The organism is Micromonospora sp. Mcm103 (assembly GCF_024519755.1).
GTDB lineage: Bacteria > Actinomycetota > Actinomycetes > Mycobacteriales > Micromonosporaceae > Micromonospora > Micromonospora aurantiaca.
Genome location: NZ_JALJRJ010000004.1, coordinates 144739 through 167350 on the forward strand (window position 1 = coordinate 144739; position 22612 = coordinate 167350).

The 22612-nt window shown below is 73.3% G+C and carries 20 protein-coding genes and 1 pseudogene; 7 read left to right on the forward strand and 14 right to left on the reverse strand.

All coding sequences use genetic code 11. The features are described 5' to 3' along the window. Nucleotides 1-11: 11 nt before the first annotated feature. The 7 genes from OC439_RS07875 to OC439_RS07905 form a co-directional block, all read right to left on the reverse strand. Nucleotides 12-1544, reverse strand: a complete 1533-nt coding sequence (locus tag OC439_RS07875) for an acyl-CoA carboxylase subunit beta (protein ID WP_262012864.1) — start codon at nucleotides 1542-1544, stop codon at nucleotides 12-14. Nucleotides 1545-1654: 110 nt separating this feature from the next. Further along, entirely contained in the window at nucleotides 1655-2575 is a 921-nt protein-coding gene (locus tag OC439_RS07880) for a hydroxymethylglutaryl-CoA lyase (RefSeq protein ID WP_262012865.1), read from the reverse strand. 25 nt (nucleotides 2576-2600) lie between these two features. After that, nucleotides 2601-3938, reverse strand: a complete 1338-nt coding sequence (locus OC439_RS07885; RefSeq protein WP_262013021.1) for an acetyl/propionyl/methylcrotonyl-CoA carboxylase subunit alpha — start codon at nucleotides 3936-3938, stop codon at nucleotides 2601-2603. 77 nt (nucleotides 3939-4015) lie between these two features. Then, entirely contained in the window at nucleotides 4016-4630 is a 615-nt protein-coding gene (locus tag OC439_RS07890) for a TetR/AcrR family transcriptional regulator (RefSeq protein ID WP_135242640.1), read from the reverse strand. Between the two features lie 71 nt (nucleotides 4631-4701). Then, nucleotides 4702-7545, reverse strand: coding sequence for a hypothetical protein (locus OC439_RS07895; protein WP_262012866.1), 2844 nt, complete (start codon nucleotides 7543-7545; stop codon nucleotides 4702-4704). After that, nucleotides 7538-9331 (reverse strand): HSP90 family protein, encoded by a 1794-nt coding sequence (locus OC439_RS07900; protein ID WP_262012867.1) that lies wholly within the window; start codon nucleotides 9329-9331, stop codon nucleotides 7538-7540. The genes OC439_RS07895 and OC439_RS07900 overlap by 8 nt, the downstream gene beginning before the upstream one ends. Before the next feature lie 164 nt (nucleotides 9332-9495). After that, a complete protein-coding gene (locus tag OC439_RS07905) occupies nucleotides 9496-10635 on the reverse strand; it encodes an FAD-dependent monooxygenase (RefSeq protein WP_262012868.1) in 1140 nt (379 codons plus the stop codon). A 91-nt stretch (nucleotides 10636-10726) separates the two neighbouring features. Here OC439_RS07905 and OC439_RS07910 point away from each other — a divergent pair, with 91 nt between their 5' ends. The 3 genes from OC439_RS07910 to OC439_RS07920 are packed head-to-tail and all read left to right on the forward strand — an operon-like array spanning nucleotide 10727 to nucleotide 13063. After that, nucleotides 10727-11326, forward strand: coding sequence for a TetR family transcriptional regulator (locus OC439_RS07910; RefSeq protein WP_262012869.1), 600 nt, complete (start codon nucleotides 10727-10729; stop codon nucleotides 11324-11326). Nucleotides 11327-11342: 16 nt separating this feature from the next. After that, nucleotides 11343-11873 carry a SigE family RNA polymerase sigma factor gene (locus OC439_RS07915; RefSeq protein WP_262012870.1) on the forward strand — a complete coding sequence of 177 codons (531 nt, stop codon included), beginning with the start codon at nucleotides 11343-11345 and terminating at the stop codon, nucleotides 11871-11873. After that, a complete protein-coding gene (locus tag OC439_RS07920; RefSeq protein ID WP_262012871.1) occupies nucleotides 11870-13063 on the forward strand; it encodes a hypothetical protein in 1194 nt (397 codons plus the stop codon). Before OC439_RS07915 ends, OC439_RS07920 begins: the two co-directional genes overlap by 4 nt. Nucleotides 13064-13118: 55 nt before the next feature. Here the strand turns inward: OC439_RS07920 and OC439_RS07925 are convergent, their stop codons facing one another. Genes OC439_RS07925 through OC439_RS07935 form a run of 3 tightly spaced genes read right to left on the reverse strand, consistent with a single transcriptional unit; the run spans nucleotide 13119 to nucleotide 15281 of the window. Further along, the gene (locus tag OC439_RS07925) at nucleotides 13119-14021 is read right to left on the reverse strand and encodes a sulfurtransferase (RefSeq protein ID WP_262012872.1); all 903 of its coding nucleotides are present in this window, start codon (nucleotides 14019-14021) and stop codon (nucleotides 13119-13121) included. Nucleotides 14022-14061: 40 nt separating this feature from the next. Beyond that, nucleotides 14062-14508: a hypothetical protein gene (locus OC439_RS07930; RefSeq protein ID WP_262012873.1), complete on the reverse strand. Its 447-nt coding sequence runs from the start codon at nucleotides 14506-14508 to the stop codon at nucleotides 14062-14064. Between the two features lie 2 nt (nucleotides 14509-14510). Beyond that, nucleotides 14511-15281: an SGNH/GDSL hydrolase family protein gene (locus OC439_RS07935; RefSeq protein ID WP_262012874.1), complete on the reverse strand. Its 771-nt coding sequence runs from the start codon at nucleotides 15279-15281 to the stop codon at nucleotides 14511-14513. A gap of 254 nt (nucleotides 15282-15535) precedes the next feature. Here OC439_RS07935 and OC439_RS07940 point away from each other — a divergent pair, with 254 nt between their 5' ends. Both OC439_RS07940 and OC439_RS07945 read left to right on the forward strand, forming a co-directional pair. Then, entirely contained in the window at nucleotides 15536-17002 is a 1467-nt protein-coding gene (locus tag OC439_RS07940; RefSeq protein WP_262012875.1) for a hypothetical protein, read from the forward strand. Nucleotides 17003-17020: 18 nt separating this feature from the next. Next, nucleotides 17021-18421: a PQQ-like beta-propeller repeat protein gene (locus tag OC439_RS07945; protein WP_262012876.1), complete on the forward strand. Its 1401-nt coding sequence runs from the start codon at nucleotides 17021-17023 to the stop codon at nucleotides 18419-18421. Between the two features lie 51 nt (nucleotides 18422-18472). On the opposite strand, the gene OC439_RS07950 is transcribed toward OC439_RS07945, so the two are convergent. Further along, the gene (locus OC439_RS07950; RefSeq protein WP_262012877.1) at nucleotides 18473-18637 is read right to left on the reverse strand and encodes a hypothetical protein; all 165 of its coding nucleotides are present in this window, start codon (nucleotides 18635-18637) and stop codon (nucleotides 18473-18475) included. Here OC439_RS07950 and OC439_RS07955 point away from each other — a divergent pair. Both OC439_RS07955 and OC439_RS07960 read left to right on the forward strand, forming a co-directional pair. Next, nucleotides 18612-18733 (forward strand): annotated as a pseudogene (locus OC439_RS07955) (IS3 family transposase); the annotation flags it as partial. The gene OC439_RS07950 and the pseudogene OC439_RS07955 overlap by 26 nt on opposite strands. A gap of 221 nt (nucleotides 18734-18954) precedes the next feature. Then, the gene (locus tag OC439_RS07960; RefSeq protein WP_262012878.1) at nucleotides 18955-20778 is read left to right on the forward strand and encodes a protein kinase domain-containing protein; all 1824 of its coding nucleotides are present in this window, start codon (nucleotides 18955-18957) and stop codon (nucleotides 20776-20778) included. Between the two features lie 367 nt (nucleotides 20779-21145). Here OC439_RS07960 and OC439_RS07965 read toward each other — a convergent pair whose 3' ends face one another. The 3 genes from OC439_RS07965 to OC439_RS07975 are packed head-to-tail and all read right to left on the reverse strand — an operon-like array spanning nucleotide 21146 to nucleotide 22547. Next, complete coding sequence (locus OC439_RS07965; protein WP_262012879.1) at nucleotides 21146-21661, reverse strand: putative immunity protein; 516 nt, start codon at nucleotides 21659-21661, stop codon at nucleotides 21146-21148. Next, nucleotides 21658-22215, reverse strand: coding sequence for a putative immunity protein (locus OC439_RS07970; protein WP_262012880.1), 558 nt, complete (start codon nucleotides 22213-22215; stop codon nucleotides 21658-21660). Before OC439_RS07970 ends, OC439_RS07965 begins: the two co-directional genes overlap by 4 nt. Then, nucleotides 22212-22547 carry a hypothetical protein gene (locus tag OC439_RS07975; protein WP_262012881.1) on the reverse strand — a complete coding sequence of 112 codons (336 nt, stop codon included), beginning with the start codon at nucleotides 22545-22547 and terminating at the stop codon, nucleotides 22212-22214. The genes OC439_RS07970 and OC439_RS07975 overlap by 4 nt, the downstream gene beginning before the upstream one ends. Nucleotides 22548-22612: the final 65 nt, after the last annotated feature.

Consider the following 22612-nt stretch of genomic DNA (forward strand, 5'->3'; position numbering starts at 1 on the left):
TTCCTTACCGGTCAGACCGGGGTGACGCCGTGCCGGCGCCGGGAGAAGTGCCGCTCCTTGCCGCGCGCGGCGGCGAACCGGCGGACCAGCTCGGCACGCAGCTCGTGCGGCTCGACGATCGCGTCCACCACCAGCTCGCTGGCGAGCCGGACGACGTCGATGTCGCGCTCGTACTCCTCGCGCTTCGCGGCCACGAACGCGGCCCGCTCGGCCTCGTCGGAGATGGCGGCGATCTTGTTCGCGTAGACCGCGTTGACGGCGGCCTCCGCGCCCATCACCGCGATCTTCGCGGTGGGCAGCGCGATCGTGGCGTCCGGCTCGAAGCCGGGACCGGCCATCGCGTAGAGACCCGCGCCGTACGCCTTGCGGACCACCACACAGATCTTGGGTACGGTCGCCTCGGAGATCGCCGTGATCATCTTGGCGCCGTGCCTAATGATCCCCTGCCTTTCCACCACGCTGCCGACCATGAACCCGGGCACGTCACTGAGGAACAGCAGCGGCACGTTGAACGCGTCGCAGAGCTGCACGAACCGGGTCGCCTTGTCGGCCGAGTCGACGAAGAGCACGCCGCCCTTGAACATCGAGTTGTTGCCGACCACGCCGACGACCTCGCCGTTGAGCCGGCCGAACCCGATGGTCAACTCCTTGGCCCACAGCGCCTGGATCTCGAAGAAGCTGCCATCGTCGAGCAGACCCTTGACGTACCGGCGCATGTCGAACGCCTGCCGCTCGCTGGCCGGGACCAGCGCGGCCAGGTCGGCCTTCTCCGGCGCGGCCACCGCCTCGGCAACGGGCGGGTCCTGCTTCCAGTTCGACGGCAGGTACGACAGGTACGTCCGCACCACGTCGAGCGCGTCGTTCTCGGTCTTGCAGAGGAAGTGCCCCACGCCGGACTCGGCGCAGTGCACCTTGGCGCCGCCCATCGCCTCCAGCGTGGTCTTCTCGCCGGTGACCATCTCGACCATGCGGTCGGAGCCGAGGTACATGCTGGCGTTGCCGTCCACCATGGCGACCACGTCGCAGAACGCCGGGATGTACGCCCCGCCCGCCGCGCTCGGCCCGAACAGCGCGCAGACCTGCGGGATCGAGCCGGAGGCGCGGACCTGGTTCCAGAAGATCTTGCCGGCGCCGCGCCGGCCCGGGAACAGGTCGACCTGGTCGGTGATCCGGGCGCCGGCCGAGTCGACCAAATAGACCATCGGGACGCCGGTGGCGTACGCCCGCTCGATGATCCGGATGATCTTCTCGACGGTACGCGCACCCCAGCTGCCGGCCTTGACCGTGGAGTCGTTCGCCATCAGGCAGACCTGGCGGCCGTCGATGGTCGCGGTGCCGGTGACCACGCCGTCGGCGGGCAGCCCGTCGGCCATGGCGTTGGCGTAGAGCCCGTCCTCGACGAAGGAGCCCTCGTCGACCAGGTAGGCCACGCGCTCGCGGGCGAACAGCTTCCCCTTCGCGGCGTTCGCCGCGTGGTACTTGTCCGCACCGCCGGCGCGGGCGCGCTTGCGTAGCTGCTCCAGAGCCTCACCGTCGAGCGTCACGCCGACTCCCGTTGCCACGGCCCCCGCACAGGGCGCCCACCGACCTGAACGATCGTTAGGCTACCCCACCCGCACCGTCCCCGGCACCCCACCACGCCCACTCCCGCCGGTCAGGCGGGGCGGGGGGTCAGGCGGGTTCGGGGGCCGGCCCGGAGGACTCCGGACGGGAGCTTCTTGCCCACCAGGGATTCGGCCAGCTCGGCGGCAGCGATCAGGGCGTCCAGGTCGATGCCGGTGTCGATGCCCATGTCGTGCAACATGTGCACCGCCTCCTCGGTGGCCAGGTTGCCGCTGGCACCCGGCGCGTACGGGCAGCCACCGAGGCCGCCGACGCTCGCGTCGAACTCGGTGATGCCCAGTTCCATCGCGGTGAGCATGTTCGCCAGCGCGGTACCCCGGGTGTTGTGGAAGTGCAGCAGCACCGGCAGCTGGGCGTTACGGTCCCGGACCGCCGTGACCAGTTCGCGGACGCGCCGGGGCGTACCCATGCCTGTGGTGTCGCCGAAGGCGACGCGGTCCGCGCCGTCACGGGCGACGCGGTCGACGATCGCGGCGACCCGGCGAGGGTCCACGTCGCCCTCGTAGGGGCAGCCGAAGCTCGTCGCCACGATCACCTCGGCGGTCGCGCCCGCGCCGTGCAGCAGGTCGATCAGCTCGGCGATGTCGTCCAGCGACTCGTCGGTGGAGCGGTTGACGTTGCGGCGGTTGTGCGTGTCGCTGGCCGAGACCACCACCTCGATCTCGGTGAAGCCCGCAGCCAGCGCCCGCTGCGCGCCACGGGTGTTCGGCACCAGGGCGGAGTAGCGCACGCCGTCGACCTTCTCCGCCCGCTGCCACACCTCGTCGGCGTCGGCCATCTGCGGGATCGCCTTCGGGTGGACGAAGGAGACGGCCTCGATGCGCCGTACCCCGGTGCGGGACAACGCGTCGAGCAGCCGCACCTTCGCGTCGGTGGGGATGGGTTCCTCGTTCTGGAGGCCGTCGCGGGGACCGACCTCACGGATGCTCACGGAGCCTGGAAGTTCTGCCATCAGATTCACCTCACTGGGTCGAAGGTCAGCGCATCCGGGAGACGATGCCGGTGTCGTAGTCGCCGGAGAGGAACTCCGGGTTCTCCAGCAGCTCGGCGAAGAACGGCAGGTTGCACTTCGGGCCGACGATCTCGAACTGGGCGACCGCCGCCCGCGCCCGCTCGACCGCCTCCTCGCGGGTCGCCCCGGTGAGGATCAGCTTGGCCATCAGGCTGTCGTAGAACGGCGTGACGGTGTTGCCGGCGACGTAGCCGGAGTCGACCCGGACGCCGGTGCCGGACGGCTCGTTCCAGGTGGTGATCGCGCCCGGGCCGGGCATGAAGCGCTTCGGGTCCTCGGCGTTGATCCGCAGCTCGATGGCGTGACCGCGCGGGGTGAGCGCGTCCGGGTCGAACGTCGGCGCCAGGCCGGACGCCACCCGCAACTGCTCCTCGACCAGGTCGACGCCGTAGACGTACTCGGTGACCGGGTGCTCGACCTGCAGCCGCGTGTTCATCTCCAGGAAGAAGAACTCCTGCGTCGAAGGATCGAGCAGGCACTCGACGGTGCCCGCGTTGCGGTAGTTCACCGCCTCGCCGGCCCGTACCGCCGCGGCCAGGAACCGCTCGCGCAGCTCGGGCGACACCGCCGGGGACGGCGACTCCTCGACCAGCTTCTGGTTGCGCCGCTGCACCGAGCACTCCCGCTCGCCGAGCGCCACCACCCGGCCGTCGGCCAGGCCGAGGATCTGCACCTCGACGTGGCGCACCCGGGGGAAGTACCGCTCGATCAGCACCGACCCGTCGCCGAACATCCGCTCGGCGAACGCGCGGACCTTGTCGTACTCGGTGCGCAGCGCCGCCTCGTCGGCGGCGACGCCCATGCCCATGCCGCCGCCACCGGCTGCGGCCTTGACCATCACCGGGTAGCCGATCTCCGCGGCGGCGGCGACCGCAGCGTCCAGGTCGCTCGCCGGTTCGGTGGTGCCGGGCGCGACAGGCACCCCTGCGGCCGCCATCAGGTTCCGGGCGTTGATCTTGTCGCCCATCGCGCTGATCGCGTCGGCGCCGGGCCCGACCCAGATCAGGCCGGCCCCTTCGACGGTACGGGCGAAGTCCGCGTTCTCGGACAGGAAGCCGTAGCCGGGGTGGATCGCCTGCGCGCCGGTGCTGCGGGCGGCGTCGAGGATCGCCTCGACGTTCCGGTAGCTCTGGGCCGGGTTCGCCGGGCCCACGCAGACCGCCTCGTCGGCCTCGGTCACGAACGGCAGCGCGGCGTCGGCCTCCGAGTGCACCGCGATCGTCCGGATCCCGAGCCGCCTACCGGTGCGGATGATCCGCCGCGCGATCTCCCCCCGATTCGCGACCAACAACGATTCGATCATCTTCTGCACGGACGTGACCCCTTCTCGACGCAAAGCCGGGGTCTCTTCTTAACACGCGTTAAGGTGCGCGCGGCGTGTCAGGTCGGGTCGGTGGGCGCGAGCAGGGCCGCGAGGGTCGCGCCGCGCAGCAGTTCGGCCCGGCGCCGGCGGTCCACCTCGCCGCCGAGGAACGGCGTCGAGTTCATCAGGCCGAACGCCGCGTGGGCGAGCACCCGGGCCGCGCCGTCGGGCAGGCCGGGGTGCAGCGCGGTCAGCACGGTGACCCATTCCTCGACGTACATCCGCTGGAGCCGGCGGATCCGGCGGCGCGGCTCGTCCGGAAGGCGGTCCAGCTCGTGCAGGTGCAACGCGATCACCGCCGGATTGGCGAGCGCGAAGTCGACGTGGAAGTCGATCAGCGACTCCAGCGCCGCACGCGGGTCACCCGGATGGCCGGCGGCGCGGTCCCGCCCGCCCGCGAGCAAACCCTCGCTCACCGGGATCAATGCGGCGGCGAGCATCGCCTCCTTGCCGGCGAAGTGGTGGTAGAGCGCCGGACCGGTGACACCGGCCGCCGCGCCGATGTCGTCCATCGACACACCGTGGTAGCCGCGCGCCGCGAAGAGGCCGACCGCGATCTCCAGGATCTCGTCCCGCCGGGACCGGCGCCGGGCCGCACCCGCCGCACCCCGTGCCTGCTGTTCCACCGCCACCGGACCAGCCTAGACCTCGCGTTCGAGCTGGGGCAGCCGCGGTTACCCAACGGTTGCCCCAGCCCGTCGTGTCAGTCCTCCTCGATGCCGTGGTCGGCGCGCACCTTCGCCGCCTCGGCCTCCCGGCCCTGCTCGTCGAGCGCGCGGGCCAGCAGCCAGGCGGCCTGCGTGGCCGGGCGGGAACCGGTGGGCAGCCCGGCGAGAACCGGGCGCAGCAGCCCTTCGGCCTGCTCCGGCCGCCCGTCGCGCAGCAGCAGCTCGCCGGTCAGCACCTCGACCTGCGCCGCCTCGCCGAACGCCTCGATCGACCGCAGGCGCTCCGGGACGCCGTCGACCCGGTCCAGCGCGGCGGTCAGCCGGTCATCGCCGATCAGCACCCGGGCCACCGCGTCGGCGGCCATCGCCCGCTCGTACGTCACCACCGGCGCCTCGTCTGCCTCGGCCGGGAGCACGGCCGCCGCCTCGTCCACCCGCTCGATCGCCGCGACCGCGGCCGGCAGGTCGCCGGACCAGTGCAGTGCGAGCAGTTCCCGCCGCCGGGCCCGCAGCTCGTCCACCTGGAAACCGGCCAGCCGCCAAGCGGTCGCCGCCGCCGCGAACCGCTGCGCGGCCAGGGCGTCCCGGTCGGCGTCGTAGAGCAGGCCACCGGACTCCTCCAGCACCTGCGCCCGGTGCGGGAGATTGTCCGGCCCGTCCAGGTTCTCGGCCAGCGTGTCGAGCACCGTGAGCGCCAGATCCGTCTCGCCGAGACCGGCGTAGATGCCCGCCAGCATGTGCCGGCAGCGGTCCGCCTCGGCCTGCGCGCCCGCCCGGTCGAGCCCGAGCACCGCCTCCTCGGCCACCTCGGCGGCCTCGGCCAGCCGCCCGGCCACCCGGTACGCCTCGGCCAGCTCCCAGCGCAGCAGCGCGTCGCCGTCCAGCCCCTGTTCGACGCAGAGGGTGACCGCCTCGGCCAGATCCTCCACCGCCTCGCCGGCCCGGTCGGCGGCCATCAGCGCCCGGCCCCGGGTCACCCGCAGCGGCAGGTACGCGCCGGCCGGTGCGACAGACAGCGCCTCGTCGCAGGCGGCCACCGCCTCGGCCGGGTCGTCGGTGGAGCGGGCGTACGCCAGGCAGGCGCCGGTGAGCATCTCGGCGTCACCCAGCTCGCTCGCCAGCCGGCGGGACCGCACCGCCGCGTCCCGGAACTCCTCGGCCCGCTCCAACTGCTCCAGCACGTGCGTGCGGTGCAGCGCGACCCGTCCGGCCAGCCACGGATCGGCGTCCGCCTCCGCCTCGGCCCGGTCGAGCGCGTCGAGCGCCTCCGCCCACTCCTCGCGGTGCACGTGGGCCAGGGCGAGCCGGTCCCAGCCGGCGGCCCGGTCACGCGGCTCACCGTGCTCGGTCAGGTACCCGGCCGACTCGCGGGCCAGGGTCATCCCCTCGTCCGCGCTCTCCTCGACCATGCTGAGCAGCACACCGAGCCGCCCGGCCACCACCTGGGCGCGCAGCGGATCCGGCACCTCCCGCCAGGCGGCCAGCGCCTCCCGGTTGACAGCGATCGCCGCCGGTACGCCGTCGTCGTCCTGGGACAGCTCACCGGCCCGCAGCTCCAGCCGCCAGGCCCGGGTGGTCGCGGGCACGTCGGCGTCACCGAACCGCTCGTCGTACGCGCGCAACGCGGCGACCAGGCCGTCCCGGCGGTTGGTGCGCCAGCACTCCTCGGCCAGCGCGAGCAACTCGTCGGCACCGGCGTCGGCGGGCACCGTCACCGGCTGCGGAGAGGCCACCGGCGCGTCCGAGCCGGTACGCGGCACGGGCACCGCCGGACGGCGCAGGCTCGCCGACAGCGGCAGGTGCTCACCGACCGGCCCGGCCGCCAGCTTGCGGGCGATCAACCCGGACTGGTGCGTGGTGCCGTTGCGCGCGTCGAAGCGCTCGGCCAGCGCGGTCGCCGTACCGGCCAGCTCGTCGGCGAGCGCGCCCACCGGCACGTCGGCGGCCGGCCGCTCGCCGGAGGCGCGGCGGTGCACAGTCAGCTCGGCCGGCACCTGGCGCAGCGCCGCCGAGGCGGCGGCCGCGAAGTGCATCGCGGCTGCCGGGGTGGGTGCCCGGTCCAGCCAGTCCAGGTGCCGCTCGACCAGTTCCAGCGCCCGCGCCTCGTTGCCGGTCACGGTGCAGAACTCGACGTGGTCGGCGATGTCCCACAGGTCGGCGAGGTGCCCGCGCACCCGCCGGTACGCCTCCCGGTGCGCGTCCCGCGCCGCGTCGGTCCGGCCGGTCTCGCGGTAGGGCGTGAGCAGCGCGGTGAGGATCCCCTGCGGCTGCTCGCTACAGGTCAGCCGACCGGCGAGCACCGGCTCGGCGAGTGCCACCGCCTCCTCGTGCCGGCCGTGCCGCACCAGGTGCGCGACCTGCGTGGTCGGGTCGCAGCCGGCGCAGTCGGAGAGCGTGTCGCGCGGGGTGGTCATCCACTTGCGGTACCACTGCTCCGCCGCCTCCTCGTCGCCCAGGTGCGCGGCCACCAGGTAGCGGTGCTTGTAGACGGCCTGGAGCGAGTGCCCGGAGTCGCGGTAGCGCCGTTCCATGTCGTCGAGGACCGCGTACGTCCGGTCCAGCGGCAGCTCCGGGAACTTCACCATCGCATTGACCATGTACTTGAAGAACCAGAGCAGCTGGTGCGTGTAGCGCTGGTGGTAGGGCTGCGGGTCCTTGTCGTACTCGGCCAGGCACCAGGAGAACGTGACGAAGGACTTCGCCGGTTCGCCGCCGTAGACGTACGCGGTGGTGCCGGTGACCCGGGCGGCGAAGGCGAGGTGCCTGTCGTCGCCCGCGTCGGCGCGGCGCAGCAGTTGTTCCAGCGCGGCGATCTGCCCCGGGCCGTACGGCATGGACTCGATCTCGTGGTGCATCCGCCAGAGGTCGTCGTCAGTCACGGATCTCTCCCGGTACGGCCCGGCCGAGCAGGCCGAGGAAGGAACTGTTCAGCAGTGCGGCGTCGGCCGCCCGGATCGGGTGGTGCCCGAGCAGCAGGGCCTGCCCGTAGAGCGCCTCGACCGCCAGCCCGACCAGCTCCGGGTCGGCGAGCGTGGTGACCCGGCGGACCAGCGGGTTGCGGTGGTTGAGCACGAGTTGCGGGCGGTCCGGCGGGGCGGAGGCGGCGAGCGCGTCGAGCACGCCGCCCCACAGCTCGTCGGCCTTGTCCCGGCTGGCGGCGAGCTGGTCGTGGAACGCGGCCGACCGGGACACCAGGTAGAGCGCCGGCAGCGAGACCGGGTCGTACGCGCGGATCACGACCTCGCAGCCCAGCCGTTCCAGGGCCCGCTGCGCGGCGGTGAGGAACGGCCGCAGGGCCAGTTCGGTCGCCGGGTCGAGGATCTCGAACCGGGTGGTCAGGTCGCTCGGCTCCAGGCGCTCGATCAGCACCGACCGGTCCACTGTGGGCAGCCGCTCGATCAGCTCGGTGTCGTACGTGTAGCCGCCGTTCACCACTGCCAGTTCCTGCGCGGCGGCCACGGCGGCGAGCTGACGGAACTCGTCCAGGCTGGCGGCGTACCGGAGCACGCCGTGCCGCTGCCGGAACTCGGCGAGCGTCATCGTGCCGACGTTGGTGTCCATCGGCCACCACTGGTCGACCAGCCGCAGCATCTCGTCGTCGTGCATCGCGAGCGCCTTGACGCCGAGGTGGTGCACCTGGAGGAACTCGCCGAGCCGGCGCGGATCGTGCTTGGCGAGCCGGACCAGCCAGCCGCGGATCTGGTCGCCGAGCGCGTCCCGGACGGAGGTGAGAAGCGCGTCCTCGTAGAGCGCCTCGCGGCTGGCGGTCGGGCGCAGCTCACTGGCGTCGACCACGCAGTGGGCGAAGAAGGCCCACTCGGGTAGCAGCCCGTCGGCGTGCTCGCTGAGCAGCATCCGCTTGAGGTAGACCCGGTGCCCGGCCCGGGCCGCCGGGTTCACCGCGGCGGGCAGGATGAACGCCGCGCCGGTCAGGCCGGCCTCGGGCACCGACAGCGGCACCACGTCGAACGGGGCGAAGCCGAGCAGTTCCTGCGCGTACCGCTGGAGGGCGGCCCGGTCGACCGGCGCGCCGGGCGTGGTCGGCCACGGCGGCGGGCCGGACGTGGTCGGCGTGTCACCGACCCGGACGTCGACCGGCAGCAGGCTGCCGTACAGGCGGGCCAGTTCGGTGACAGTGGGTACGCCGAGCCACTGGTCGGCGTCGCGCCGGGGCACCAGCGTGACTGTGGTGCCGGGCTCGTCGCGGGTCTGTTCCGGGTCGGCGAGCCGCACCGCGTACCGCCCGTCGGACCAGCCCGTCCAGAGCACTGTGGGCTCGTCGGCGTGCCGGGTGACCACCCGGATCTCGTCCGCGACCAGGAAGCAGGAGAGCAGGCCGATGCCGAACTGGCCGAGGAACTCGTGCCGGGAGAAGCCCAGCTCGTCGCGCTTGGAGCTGCGGCCGATGGTGGCGAGCAGCTCGTGCACCTGCGCCTCGGTCAGGCCGATGCCGGTGTCGTGTACGCGGAGCGTCCCGTCGCCGGTCAGCTCCGGCGGCTCGATGCGGACCCGCGCCGGGGCCTTCGGGTCGGCGGACCGCCGCGCGGTGATCGCGTCGACGGCGTTCTGGAGCAGCTCGCGCACGTAGACCCGCGGGCTGCCGTAGAGGTGATGACTGAGCAGGTCGACCACGCCACGGAGGTCCACCTGGAAGGTGCGGTCCAATCGCGCTCCCGGTTCGGATTTTCGGCGCTCACCGTACCGGTCAGCGCCGACAGTGTCCGTCCCGTTTCATCCCTCCACCGCCCGCCCGTCTCCTCGCCGATCTTGCACTTTCCGCCCGGGCGAAGACGCCCAAACGGGACTGACAAGGGGCTCTAACTGCAAGATCAGCGGGGTGGGGGTTCGAAGCCGGCCAGGCGGACGGCGAGGCGGTGGCGGACCGGCGGGAGCGTGGAGAGCGTGCGGAGCAGGAGGTTTCGTACGGGGCGCAGGGCCGGCGGTGCGGCGGCGAGCCGGGTCAGGCCGGCGGCGAAGCCGAGCACCTCCTCGGCGCGGGGGCGGCGGTCGGCGGCGTACCCGTCGAGGGCCTGCGGACCGGCGGCGAGCGCGTCGCCGAGCGCGACCGCGTCCCGCAGGCCGAGGTTCATCCCCTGCCCACCGGCCGGGCTGTGCACGTGCGCGGCGTCCCCGGCGAGCAGCACCGGCCCGGAACGGTAGGTGCTCGCGATCCGGTGGTGGATCCGGAACCGGGACGACCACGCCATGCCGGTGACCCGGTCCGGCCGGCGCGCCGGGCCGCGCTCGTCGAGCAGCGCCTGGAAGTGGTGCGCCTGCGGGTCGCGCGGCGCGTCGTCCACGGTGGCGACCAGCCGGACCGTGCCGTCGGGCAGCGGCGCCCAGACCAGCGGGCCCCGGCGGGACAGGAAGAGGCTCACCTGGTCGCGCGGGAGCGCGCTGTCCACGCGGACGTCGGCGAGCAGGAACGACTCACCGGGGTCGGCCGGGCCGCCGAAGCCGATGCCGGCCAGCTCGCGGACCCGGCTGTGCATCCCGTCCGCGCCCACGACCCAGCGCGCCCGGACCGCGCGGCCGCCGTCGAAGCGGGCGACGGCGCCGTCGCCGTCGAGGTCCAGGCCGGTCATCTCGTACGGCCGCAGCACGCGCCCGCCGAGCGCGGCGAGCCGGTCGGTGAGCACCGCCTCGGTGTCGGCCTGGGAGATCAGCAGCGCGTACGGATAGCGCGACGGCAACCCGTCGAAGGGGACGGTGACCAGCACCCGGTCCCGGTCGCGGACGCTGAACCGGGCCGAGTGCAGCCCCCGGGCGGCCAGCGGCGCGGCGACAGCGATCCGGTCGAGCACCTCCAGGGTGCCGGCGTGCACGACTGCGGCGCGCGAGGTGACGGGCGGCTCGGCGAGCCGGTCGACGACTGTCGCGGTCACCCCGTGCCCGGCGAGGGTGACCGCCACGGCCAGGCCGGTCGGCCCGGCTCCCACCACGAGGACGTCGGTGCGTTCGGGCAGCATCGCTTCCACCTCCGGGCTCGGTCAACAACTGTTTGCCAACGCGTGTTGACTTCACTGTAGAGCGGATGTCAACACGTGTTGGCCTACAGTCGTGGACGTGACCGAACCCGCCACCCGCACCCGCCGCTCGGACGCCACCCGGGCGGCCATCCTGCGCGCCGCCCGGGAACGCTTCGCCGCCGACGGCTACGACCGGGCCACCATCCGGGCCATCGCCGCCGACGCCCGCATCGACCCGTCGATGGTGATGCGCTACTACGGCAGCAAGGAGGGGCTGTTCGCCGCGGCGGCCGAGTTCGACCTACGCCTGCCCGACCTGGCCGAGGTGCCGCCGGACCGGCTCGGCGAGACCCTGACCCGGCACTTCGTACGCCGATGGGAGGCGGACGGGACACTCGTCGCCCTGCTCCGGGCGGCCGCCACCAACCCCGGCGCGGCCGAACGGATGCGCGGGATCTTCGCCGGCCAGCTCGCCGTCGCGGTGGCCCGGTCCGGTGCCGACCCGGCGACCGCCGACCGCCGGGCCGGTCTGGTGGCCAGTCAGATCCTCGGGCTCGCGCTCACCCGGTACGTCGTCCGGCTGCCACCAGTGGCAGACCTCGACCCCGAGGAACTGGCCGACTGGGTCGGCCCGACGATTCAGCGCTACCTGACCCAACCTTTACCCCCGTCCCGCGCGTCTGGCCGGTGACGGGAGGAGGAGCCGGATGGGGCGGAACGCGGACGACGGGCGGGCGGACTACCTCGCCTTCGTCGAGTCGTACCAGCACCGGCTGCTGCGCGCCGCGTACCTGATCTGCGGAAACCGGCACCAGGCCGAGGACCTGCTCCAGGACGCGCTGCTCAAGCTGGCGCTGCGCTGGTCGTCGGTGCGCGACGGCGACCCGGCCGCGTACGTGCGCGCCATCCTCTACCGCGACGCCGTCTCCTGGTGGCGGCGCCGGCGGCGGGAGTGGCTCAGCGCGTACCCGCCGGACCGGCCGGGAGCCGACGCCGACGCGGCGCTGCGGCTCACCGTGCGCGCGGCGCTGGACCGGCTGCCGCCACGCCAGCGGGCCGTGGTGGTGCTGCGCTACTTCGAGGACCTCACCGAGGTCGCCACCGCCGAGGCGCTCGGCGTCACAGTCGGCACCGTCAAGAGCCAGTGCCACGACGCGCTGCGCAAGCTGCGCGACGTCGTACCCGCCCCCGGCACGTCCGGAGACGACCTGGTGTCCGGGATGGAGGCGAACCCGTGAACGAGCCCGAGCTGACCCGGCTGCTGACCCGGGCCGCCGAGGAGATCCGGCCGGCCCGGCCGGCCGAGACGGGATGGGAGCGGGCCGGGCGGGTCCGCCGCGCCCGCCGGGCCGCCGGCGCCGCCGCCGTCGCCGTGGTCCTGCTCGGCGGCGGTACGACCGCACTCCTGCACCGCTCCGGCCCGCCACCTGCGGCACCGCCCCGCCCGACTGTGACAGCGGCACCGAGCGCGCCGGTGGTGCAGCGGCCCCCGGACCGGCTCGGCGAGGCGGGCGACCCGCTGGGCCGGCTCGGCGACCGGGTGGCCTACCGCCTCTCCGACCGGCCGGTGAGCCGGGCGCTGGCGCTGTACCAGCCGGTCGACCCGGAGACCGGCGACGCCGGCCCGGTCCGGGTGCTGGGTGACGACGGCATGGTCCGGGAACTCGACGTGGTGACGCTCGCGCCCACCCGCGACTCCGGGGGCAACGAGGCCGCTCCGCTCAAGCCAGCCAGCCTGTCGCCGGATGGCCGGACCGCCGCGTTCGCCCAGACCGGCGAGGTCGTCGTGGTCGGCCTGACCGACGCAGCGGTCCGCCGCTACCCGCTCACCGGCTACCTGGAACATGTCGTCTGGGCCGGGGACCGGCTGATCGTCGGGGACAACGACACCGCGTACGAGCTGGACCGGCGCACCGGGGCGGCCCGGAAGCTCCCGGTCGACCCGTGGAGGCTCGTCGTGCCCGAGCCGGCCCGGTCCGGCGACCTGTTCACTGTCGGCGGCTGGTCCGGGGACGGCGGCCTGGCCGTACGCCGGTTCCCCGCCTCCGGTGGCGCGCCGGAGCGGCGGCCGGTGACCACCGGGGAGCTTCCCCCCGGTTACCGGGTAGACGAGGTCTACGGGCGGGGCTGGCAGCGCGGCGACCGGATCGGCCAGGCCGGGTGGACCACCACCGCGGGCGCCGCCGGCACGACGATCGGCGCCGAGGGCGTGGCGGTGCTGGACGCCCGAACCGGGGCGGTGACCCGCCTGCTCGACCTGGGCCGCGAGGGCCGGGCGAAGGGGTGCTGCGAGGTGTACAGCTGGACCGCCGACGGTGACCTGCTGTTCCGCTACGACGCCGGGCTGGCCCGGTGGCGGCCGGAGACCGGCGCCGTCGACTGGGTGGCGAGCAACATCCCCGGCCGGCTGTCGATAGCCGCCCGCTGACCGGCCTGGAACGCGGCCGGCCCCGCCGCCGTGACGGCGGGACCGGCCGGGACGTTCAGCGGGTCAGGCCGCCGGGCTGGTCGCCCTTCACGACGGGTGCCCGGACCAGGTTGCCCCACTCGGTCCACGAGCCGTCGTAGTTGCGCACCTGCGGGAACCCGAGCAGGTGGTGCAGCACGAACCAGGTGTGGCTGGACCGCTCGCCGATCCGGCAGTACGCCACCACGTCGTCGGACGGGCTCAGCCCGAGCTGGTCGCCGTAGATGGCGCGCAGCTCGTCGGCGGACTTGAACGTGCCGTCGTCGTTCGCGGCGGACTTCCACGGCTTGCTCACCGCACCCGGGATGTGCCCGCCGCGCAGCGCGCCCTCCTGCGGGTAGTCCGGCATGTGCAGCATCTCGCCGGTGTACTCGCCCGGCGACCGCACGTCCACCAGCGGACGGCCGGCCGCCACGTGCGCCATGACCTGCTCCCGGTACGCCCGGATCGGCGCGTCGTTGCGCTCCGGCACCGGGTACGAGGCGCGCGGCCGGCTCACCTTGTCCCGGGTCAGCTCCCGCCCCTCGGCGATCCACTTCTGCCGGCCGCCGTCGAGCAGCCGTACGTCCTGGTGACCGAAGAGGGAGAAGACCCAGAGGGCGTACGCGGCCCACCAGTTGAAGTTGTCGCCGTAGAAGACGACCGTGTCGTCCCGCCCGATGCCCTTGGCGGCGCACAGCTCGGCGAAGCTCGCGGCGTCCAGGTAGTCGCGGGTGACCTGGTCGTTGAGTTCGGTGTGCCAGTCGACCTTGACGGCGCCGGGGATGTGGCCGGTGTCGTAGAGGAGCACGTCCTCGTCGGACTCGACCACCACGAGCCCTTCGTCGCCCAGGTGCTCGGCCAGCCACTCGGTGGTGACCAGGCGCTGCGGGTCGGCGTACGACTGGAGGCGGGGATGCGGATCGCTCGGCACAGGCATGATCCCCAAGGTACGCCGGATCCGCGGGGCGCGGTGCCGGTCAGGCGCGGCGGTGCACCAGGCGGCCGGCGACCACTGTCGCCAGGCACGAGCCGTCCGCGTCGAACACGGCGAGGTCGGCGCGCCCGCCGGTCACCAGCGCGGGCGGCCGGGCGGCGGGCAGCACCGCCACCTCGTTGCGGGCCGCTGCGGAACGCAGCGCCGGGTCGGTCACGTGTTCGTCGAGCACGGCGGCCACGCCGAGCCGGAACAGCGCGTGCACCCGCTCGCGCGGCGTGGGCGCCGCTGGCAGCGGTCCGTCGTGCACGAGTGCCGGCCCGAGCGTGCCGGCCCACCGCCGCACCCGCACGCCGGGGTACGCGCCGGGCAGCTCGGCCGCCGGCACGATCGCCTCGACCCGGTCACCGGCGATGACGACGGCGAGCCCGGCGCGGGGTGGGTCGTCGGGTGTCAGCCGCAGCAGGTCGGCGGCGTGGACGGTACGCACGCTCAGTCGCGCTCGACCGGCCCGAGCACCGGCCGTTTCGCGGTGACGAAGTCGCCGGAGGACCGCCCGGTCAGCCGGCGCCTGATCCACGGCGCCAGGTGCTTGCCGGCCCAGCGCAGGTCGGCGGCGCGCGCGGCGAGCCACGGGCTGGGCGCCGGGTGCGGCGGCACCAGCAGCCACTCCTCGTCGCAGCCGACACCGAGCGCGGTGAGCACCTGCGCGGCGACCCGGCGGTGTCCCTCCGCCGACAGGTGGATCCGGTCGGTGCTCCAGAGCAGCGGGTTGAGGTAGGTGTCGTCGGCGTACAGGTCGACCAGGATCGCGCCGTGCCGCTCGGCCACCTCGCCGACGACCCGGTTGAGCAGCGTCACGCGCGGGGCCATCAGCCGCTGGCCGGGCAGCCGGGACATCACGTCGGCGAACCGGAACAGGATCACGTCGCTGCCGCCGGACCGCAGCCGTTGCACGACCGAGTCGAAGCGGGGGACGAACGCGTCCGGGTCGAAGCTGCGGCGCAGCACGTCGTTGCCGCCGGCCGCGAAGCTGATCAGGTCGGGCTTCATGGCCAGCGCGGACGGCACCTGCTCGGCCACCACGTTGGGGAACAGCCGGCCGCGGATCGCCAGGTTGGCGTAGCCGAAGTCGGGCCCGGCCTCGACGGCGAGACGGGTGGCGACCAGATCGGCCCAGCCCCGGTAGCTGCCGTCCGGATACGCGTCGTCCATGCCCTCGGTGAAGCTGTCGCCCACCGCCACGTAGCTGCGCCAGCGCACGGCGCCTCCCTCAGACGTTCCGGCAGAAGTGCGTCGCACAGTCTGTCACCGTGCGGACCGGTCCCGCTGGCCCTGAACCCCGGACGTGGCGGATGTCTCGACGTCCTGTTCACGACAGCCACCCGAGGGGACAAATCCGCCGGACACGACCGGCGGGGCAGAATCCGTCGCCCGGACCGGGGATGATGTCTGCCGTCATCCGGCCGGGGCGAACCGTCCGGCCGGTCCCGCACACGGCACGAGCGAGGAACCACATGACGCAGGGGCACCCACCGCCCGGCCACGCCGACCCCCGGTACGGCGCGGCGCCGCCGCCCGCGCAGCCGGTGCCGTGGTCGCCACCGCCACCGGCGCCGAAGTCCCGCCGTGGGCTCTGGATCGGGCTCGCGGCGGGGGCGCTCGCGCTGGCGGTCTGCGCCGGCACGGCGGTCGGCGTCGGGCTGGGTCTGCGCGGCGACGACGAGGACGGCCCAGCGCCGAAGGCGGCAGCCGGCGCGAACGGCGTCACCGTCACGAACGCCGAGCTGACCGCCCTGCTCGACCGGCACAGCAAGGCGCTCGCGGCCAAGGACCTGGACGGCTACCTGGCCGCGTTCGACCCGGCCCGCAAGGAGCTGATCACCGGGCAGACCCAGCTGTTCCGCAACCTGGCGAAGCTGCCGCTGTCGGTGGCCCGCTACGAGACGGTCGAGAAGCAGGGCCGCGTGAGCGACGCCTTCGGGCAGGGCGTCACGTTCCAGCTCGACGTCTCCTTCGTGCACCAGTTGGACGGCTTCGACCGGGCGCCGGTCGCCGAGTGGTACCGCTGGACGATCGTCCGCGCCGGAAAGGACGCGCCGGTCCGGGTCACCGCTGTGACCGGCGCGCCGGCCGGCGGCATCGGCGACTCGAAGACCGTCTACTACCCCGGGCCGTGGGACAAGTGGCGGGACATCCACGTCGAGCGGACCCCGTTCGCCCTGATCATCACCGACGCGGCCCGGGCCGACCTGGCGAGGCGGCACGCCCCGGCCGTCGACAAGGCGGTGACGAGCAACCTGGCCGTGTGGCGGGCCGGCGCGCCGCCCGGCCCGGTGTCGGACAAGTTCGTCGTCACGCTCGCCGACGGCAAGGACGAGATGACCTCGCTCTACCGGATCGGCACCGAGAAGGCCACCGAGGCGGGCATCTCGCTGGGCATGGTCGCGGCCGAGCGGAAGGACGGCAAGGCCACGATCGGCGGCACCCGCATCGTGGTGGACACCAGCGACAGTTACTTCACCCGCTCCGGCGGCGACAACGACGCCCGCATGGTGTTGCGGCACGAGATCGCGCACTCGATGATGACGCCCCGCACCGACCTGGCCGCTGTGGACGAGTTCAGCAAGCTCGACGAGTGGGTGGTCGAGGGCTTCGCCGAGTACCTCGCCTTCCACGGCCGCCCGCTCGGTGCCAGCGAACGCACCGCGCAGGCCCGGAAGCTGGTCCGCGACGGGTGGAACGGCACGCTGCCCGGCAACGGCGACTGGGACGACCCCGGCCGGCTGAGCTTCCACTACTGGCTCGGGCACACCGCGATGAACCACCTCGCCGAGAAGCACGGTGAGCCGAAGCTGTTCCGCTTCGTCGAGGCCGTCTACGCCGGCACCCCGACCGACCGCGCCGCCCGGGACGTGCTGGGCGTGTCGCTCGACGAGTTCCAGGCCGGCTGGGCCGACTACGTCCGCGCGCAGGCGCGCTGACGGGAACGGAGACGACCGATGACGTACCAGCATCAGCATCAGCATCCGCCCGCGTACCCACCGGCGGGCCGGCCGGGTGCGGCCGGTGCGCCGCCGGCGGCGCCGAAGCGGCGCGGACGCGTGGCGTTGCTGGTCGCCGGTGGCCTGGTGGCGGTGCTCGCGGTCGCGGCCGGCACCGCCTACGGCGTGTCCCGGCTGATCGGCGGCGGTGACGACGGGAAGAAGCTGCGCACCGCGTGGGTGCTCGACTTCCCGGAACTCCAGCGCAACGGGCTGAAGACGTACGACGGCCAGGACATGTTCGGCGCCTGGCTGATCGGCGACGCGGTGGTGCGGGCCCAGCCGGACGGCGTCGTCGCCTACCGGCTCGACGACGGCGCCCAGGCGTGGGGCGTGCCCGCGCCGCAGGCGACCTCGCTGTGCACGGCCGCGCAGACGATGGCCGAGGGACGCGGCGTGGTGGCGCTCGGCTCCGCCGACTCCTGCGACACGCTCGTCGGGTTCGACGCGGCCGCCGGCACGCAGACGTGGCGGGCGACGTTCCCCGTCGAACGCCGGACGGGCCGCTCCGAGATCGTCGCCCCGGACCTGTCGGTGACCGCCGGGCAGGTGGTCGTCCGCAGTGGCGAGAGCGTGCTCGGCTACGCGCTGGCCGACGGCAAGCGGCTGTGGCAGACCGACGCGGACCGCCTGCTGCCCGGCCGGGACTGCCGTCTGACCCAGGCGCAGGCCGCCGGGGACCAGGCGGTGGTCACCGCGCGTTGCGACGGCGACCAGGGCGCGCTGCTCGGCCTGGACCCGTCCACCGGCAAGCCGCGCTGGCAGCAGAAACTGCCCGCCGCGCAGCAGAGCGCCGGGGTGCTGAGCGTCGACCCGCTGGTCAGCCTGCCCGGCCTCGTCAGCGAGACGTTCGTCGCGCGCGACGCCGCCGGCAAGGCGCGGGCCACGTTCGGCAACCCCGTCGACGGTACGCGGTTCAGCGACCTTCCGATCAACCGCTCCAACACGGTCAGCGGGCCGGAGATCCGGCCCTACCTGGCCGACGCGGACACGCTCTACCTGCCGACCGAGGCGACGAACGTCGGCGGCAAGATGCGCCAGGCCAACCAGGTGGTGGCGATCGACCTGGCCACCGGCAAGCGGCGCTGGGTGTCGGCCGGGCACACCGACAGCGAGGTGGAACTCGTCCGCCTCGACGAGCAGGGCCTGCTGGCATGGGAGGTGGGCGACCGGCGTGACCTCGCCCCGCGGCTGGTCCGGATCGACCCGGCCACCGGCGAGGTCACAGTGGTGGCCGAGGCGCCGCTGTCGGCCGGCACCGAGGGCAGCGACGCGAAGGTGCTGGAACGCGACGGCATTGTGGTGCTGGTGCCGTGGAAGCAGGTAACGGCGGACGCGGCGATCACCGTGCTGCGCTGAAAACGACGCGGGCGGGCCACCCGTCGGTGACCCGCCCCGCGTCGCCCATCGTCAGGCAGGCACGTAAGCCAGCAGCGGCGCCCCGCTCAGCCCGGCCGGCTCGGTCACGGTGCCGACCGGCTGGAAACGCTTGTCCAGAACGCTGATGCCGTTGTCGCGCCGGACCAGCACCGTGCCGTCGGTGCTGACCACCCGCCACGAACTACGCCTGGCCATCGTGACCTGGATCGAACCACCTACCACCGCCGCCGACGGCAACGACGCCTCGGCCGGCTCACCGCTATCGAGTTTGGGACAATCGACCAGGCCAGTAGACCTGAGATTGATGACTCCAACGGATCCATCGTATCCAAGGGAGTCGGACAGTACCGCAAGCCTCGATGGCGAAACCGTGAGGCGTCTAGCTAATGGGATACGTATCCCAGCGCGAGTACCCAAGGGTGTCAATCGTTTGTTTATCGCGATCAGACAATGCCCTTGCGTCGTAGCTTTTCGGCCTCTGTAGCATCGCGGTGACGACGAGGGGGCGCCGAGTGAGTGACATCATCCCGACCCTGCCCGAGTTGGGGCTGACGTTCCTTCCTCTGGACGCGGACGATCCGGTGGTGGTGGGCGACATCCAGTTGCTCGGCCGGATAGGCGAGGGTGGCATGGGATCCGTCTATCTCGGAGTGACCCAGGCCGGCCGGGCGGTGGCGGTAAAGGTCGTCAAGCACCCGTACTCGACCGATCACGCCTTCCGGGCCCGCTTCGCGCGTGAGGCGGCCATCGCCAGGCGGGTCGGCGGCATCTTCACCGCCCCCGTGCTCAGCCACGACTCCGACGCCGTCCGGCCCTGGCTGGCGACTGCCTTCGTGCCGGGCCCGAATCTGGCCGTCGCCGTCGCGCGCCACGGAACGCTGCCGTTGCCCGGCGTGTGGCGATTCGCCGCCGGGGTGTGCGAAGCGCTCAAAGCCATCCATGCCGCCGGCATTGTCCACCGGGACCTCAAGCCCGGCAACGTACTGCTCGCTGCCGATGGCCCCCGCGTCATCGATTTCGGCATCTCGCGGGCCGACGGCGAGGTCGACCTCACCCAGACCGGCGTGCTGATGGGAACGCCGTCCTACATGTCACCGGAACAGCTGCGTGGGGAGCGGTCCACCCCGGCCACGGATGTCTTCGCGCTCGGTTCGGTTGTCGCCTTCGCCGCCACCGGGACGGCCCCGTTCCGGGCCGGCAGCAGCGCAGAACTCGTCTACCGCATCACGCAGGGCGAACCCCACCTCGACGGGATCGCCGATCCGGGCCTCCGCGAGCTGATCAGCCGGTGCCTGAACAAAGAGCCGGAGCTGCGCCCCACTCCGCAGGAGGTTATCGCCGCCTACGTCGAACGCAGCGCGGCAACCGCCGGGCAAGGCTGGCTGCCCGCAAGCCTTGAGGAGACTCTTTCCCAGGTCGGTGCCGCGTTGACCGTCCCTGTCAGAGTACCCGGCATCGCACCGACGCTGACTGCCACCGCGTTGATTGGCCCAGAAGGGTTCACTGCCGTCGACCCCGGCCAAGACACCACCCCGGAGTCGGTCGGCGCGAAGTTGACGAAGCTGCCGGACCTGAGGACCCACGTCATGTCGCCGGCCGACACCCGTCGCCGGAAATGGCTTCTACCGGCTGTCGGCACGGTGGCCGGTGTACTGGTGGCGGTGTCGCTGGGGACCTATCTCGCCAATGGTGGGGCGGCATCCCGTGAGCCTTCGGCCGGCGACCCACCGGCCAATCTTGCCGCCGTGGGCACCTCCTCCCCGGCCGCTGGCGGGAGCGCCCGTCCTGCCGATGCCCCCAATTCCCCCAATGTGCCCGGCGAGAGGGGTCCGACGGGTGCAGCCGACGGCGGCCCGGGTGCGGCCACCAGCCCTTCGGCCGGGGATCCTCCGTCCAAGAACGATTCGGGCACCCCGTCGCCGACCAAAACCACGCCTCGCACCACGGGCCTACCCTCGGGGCCTTTCAACCGCGACAGCATGGTGATCGTGAGTTCTGACGGCACCGTTCTCAGCACCACCGGCACGGACCACGGATCAAAGGTGGTGACCGCCGCCTGGCGGAACCAGCCCGGCCAGCGATGGGAATTCGAGTCGGACGACATTGTGGTCGTGAAGTCTTTCCCGTCCATGCAGTTCACCATCCGCTACGACGGGATCGGCATGCTGTCGCCGGCCAACTTCGGAAATCTGAACGGGTGGGTCTACGACTCCGGCAAACGTCAGCTCCACAGGGCGAACAAGAGCGGTTGCCTGACCTCCCACGGCCCCGGTGAGCCGGTCAGCTTCGACACGTGTGACGGCAGCGCGAGCCAGCGTTGGCGGATAGTTTCGTGATCGCTCCGCCCGGCGCCGCCCGTTGCTGGTGCCCGCCCGCTAGCAGGCGACCGGAGGGGACGGTCACGAGCGCGAAGGGTGACGGCAGCGGCGGATGACGCCCAGGCGTACCGCTGGAGAGATCGCACAGCGTTACCGTCCGAGCCGCACGACCCCCACCCATCGGTGTCGCGCGACGGCGACGGTGTTTCGCACGCGGGGCTCGGGCATGTCGCTCGGCATCGACTCGGCCAGATGCAGGAGAGGGTCCACACGAGCCGGTCCTTGCGGTCAGGTGGTGCATCAGCGTGACGCCTTCCGAGACGCCACCCGCCCACGCCATGGTTGCCGCCGCCTGTGGCACTTTCCCGACAGGACCCGGTCGGCGTCAGCAGTCGAAGACCGACCAGCAGATGTCGTTGCGCAGCCGTTGGTCGTCCAAGACCAGCTCGCGGATCTCGGCCGGGAGCTGGTCGCGCTGCCACCGGCACTCGTCCCGCCCGGCCGCCTCGGCGAGACCGGCGGGCGCCGCCGCGCGTACCGCCTTGATCGCGTACGCGGCGGCACCGAGTTCGTGGGCGGCGACGTGGGCCACGACGGCGGCCTGACCGGCGGCGTACGCGGCGTTGCGGGCCGCGCCGCGCAGGTCCCGGGCCGCGCCCATGGCGTGCCCGCCGGCCGCGCGCGCCTCCATCATCCTGACCTCGCCCCGCACCCAGGCGCGGGCGTGCTCGATCGCCTCGCGTGGGCGGCTGTCGTCCGGCCGGACCGCCTCGAACAGGCCGAGGACGTGCTCCGCGCAGGTGGCGGCCCAGAGCGCCAGCAGGTGGTGGTGCTCGTCGGTGAGCGTCCCGCCCCGGCGGATCGTGGTGAACCGGGGATCGCGGACCTTCGGCAGGATCACGACGCGGCCTCCGGCCCGGCGGCGTCCTGGCGCAGGTCGTGGTCCAGTGTGCTCATCAGCCGGGCGACCCGGCTGCCACCGCCGGTCAGCGGCGGATAGCGGCGCAGCACGTCGACCAGTACGGGCGTGGCGAGCCGCCGGTACCCGTCCAGCACCGCCGTGCCCACGGTCTCGTCGCCGCCGGCCTCAAGTTCGGCGACGCGCGCGGCGTTGGCGGCGGCCCGCAGGATGTGGCCGACCTGGGTGGCCTTCCCGATCGGGTGCAGGTACGCGGCAGCGGCGGCGTCACCGGCGGCCCGGGCGGCCAGGCGCGCGGACTCGGTGGGCGCGGACCGGGCGGCCCGGTGCGCGTCGAGGGACGTGACCCGCTGGAGTCTCGTCCGGGCGGCGCCGCGTGCGAACGTCCAGGCCGCGTCGACAGCCGCGCGCGGACGCGGGTCGCCGGGGACCGCCCGCTCGTAGACCGGGAGGACGTCCTCCGCGTGGCGGACCGCGTACCTCGCCACCTCGCGCAGCTCGTCCATGGTCAGCTCGAAGTCCCCGGTCGCTGTCATGTCGCGGGCATCGTATCGGCGTTGCCCCGCCGGTACGGGCCCCAGCCGACGAACCGCTCGAACAGCTCGCGCGAGGTCGGCCCGTCCTGCGGGTTGAGGCGGAACAGGTCATGGGTGGCCTCGTGGTAGAGCCCGGACAGGTAGACGGCCAGGTCGACGGGGTGGTCCGCGTACTCGGCCTTGAGCAGCAGGCGGGCCTGCGCACAGGGCCACGGTCCGCCGCAGGCGCGGCAGAGCCAGAGCGGCCGGATCGGCAGGTGGGCCGGGTGGTCCGGCGGGTAGGGGCGGGGCCGATCGGGGTACGGCCCGAGCCGCGGTACGGGAAGGTTCATGCGTGACAGTCTGCTGAGCCGACCACTACTCTCGGAAGTCGTCGTGGCCGGTCCGGGGAGAGGCC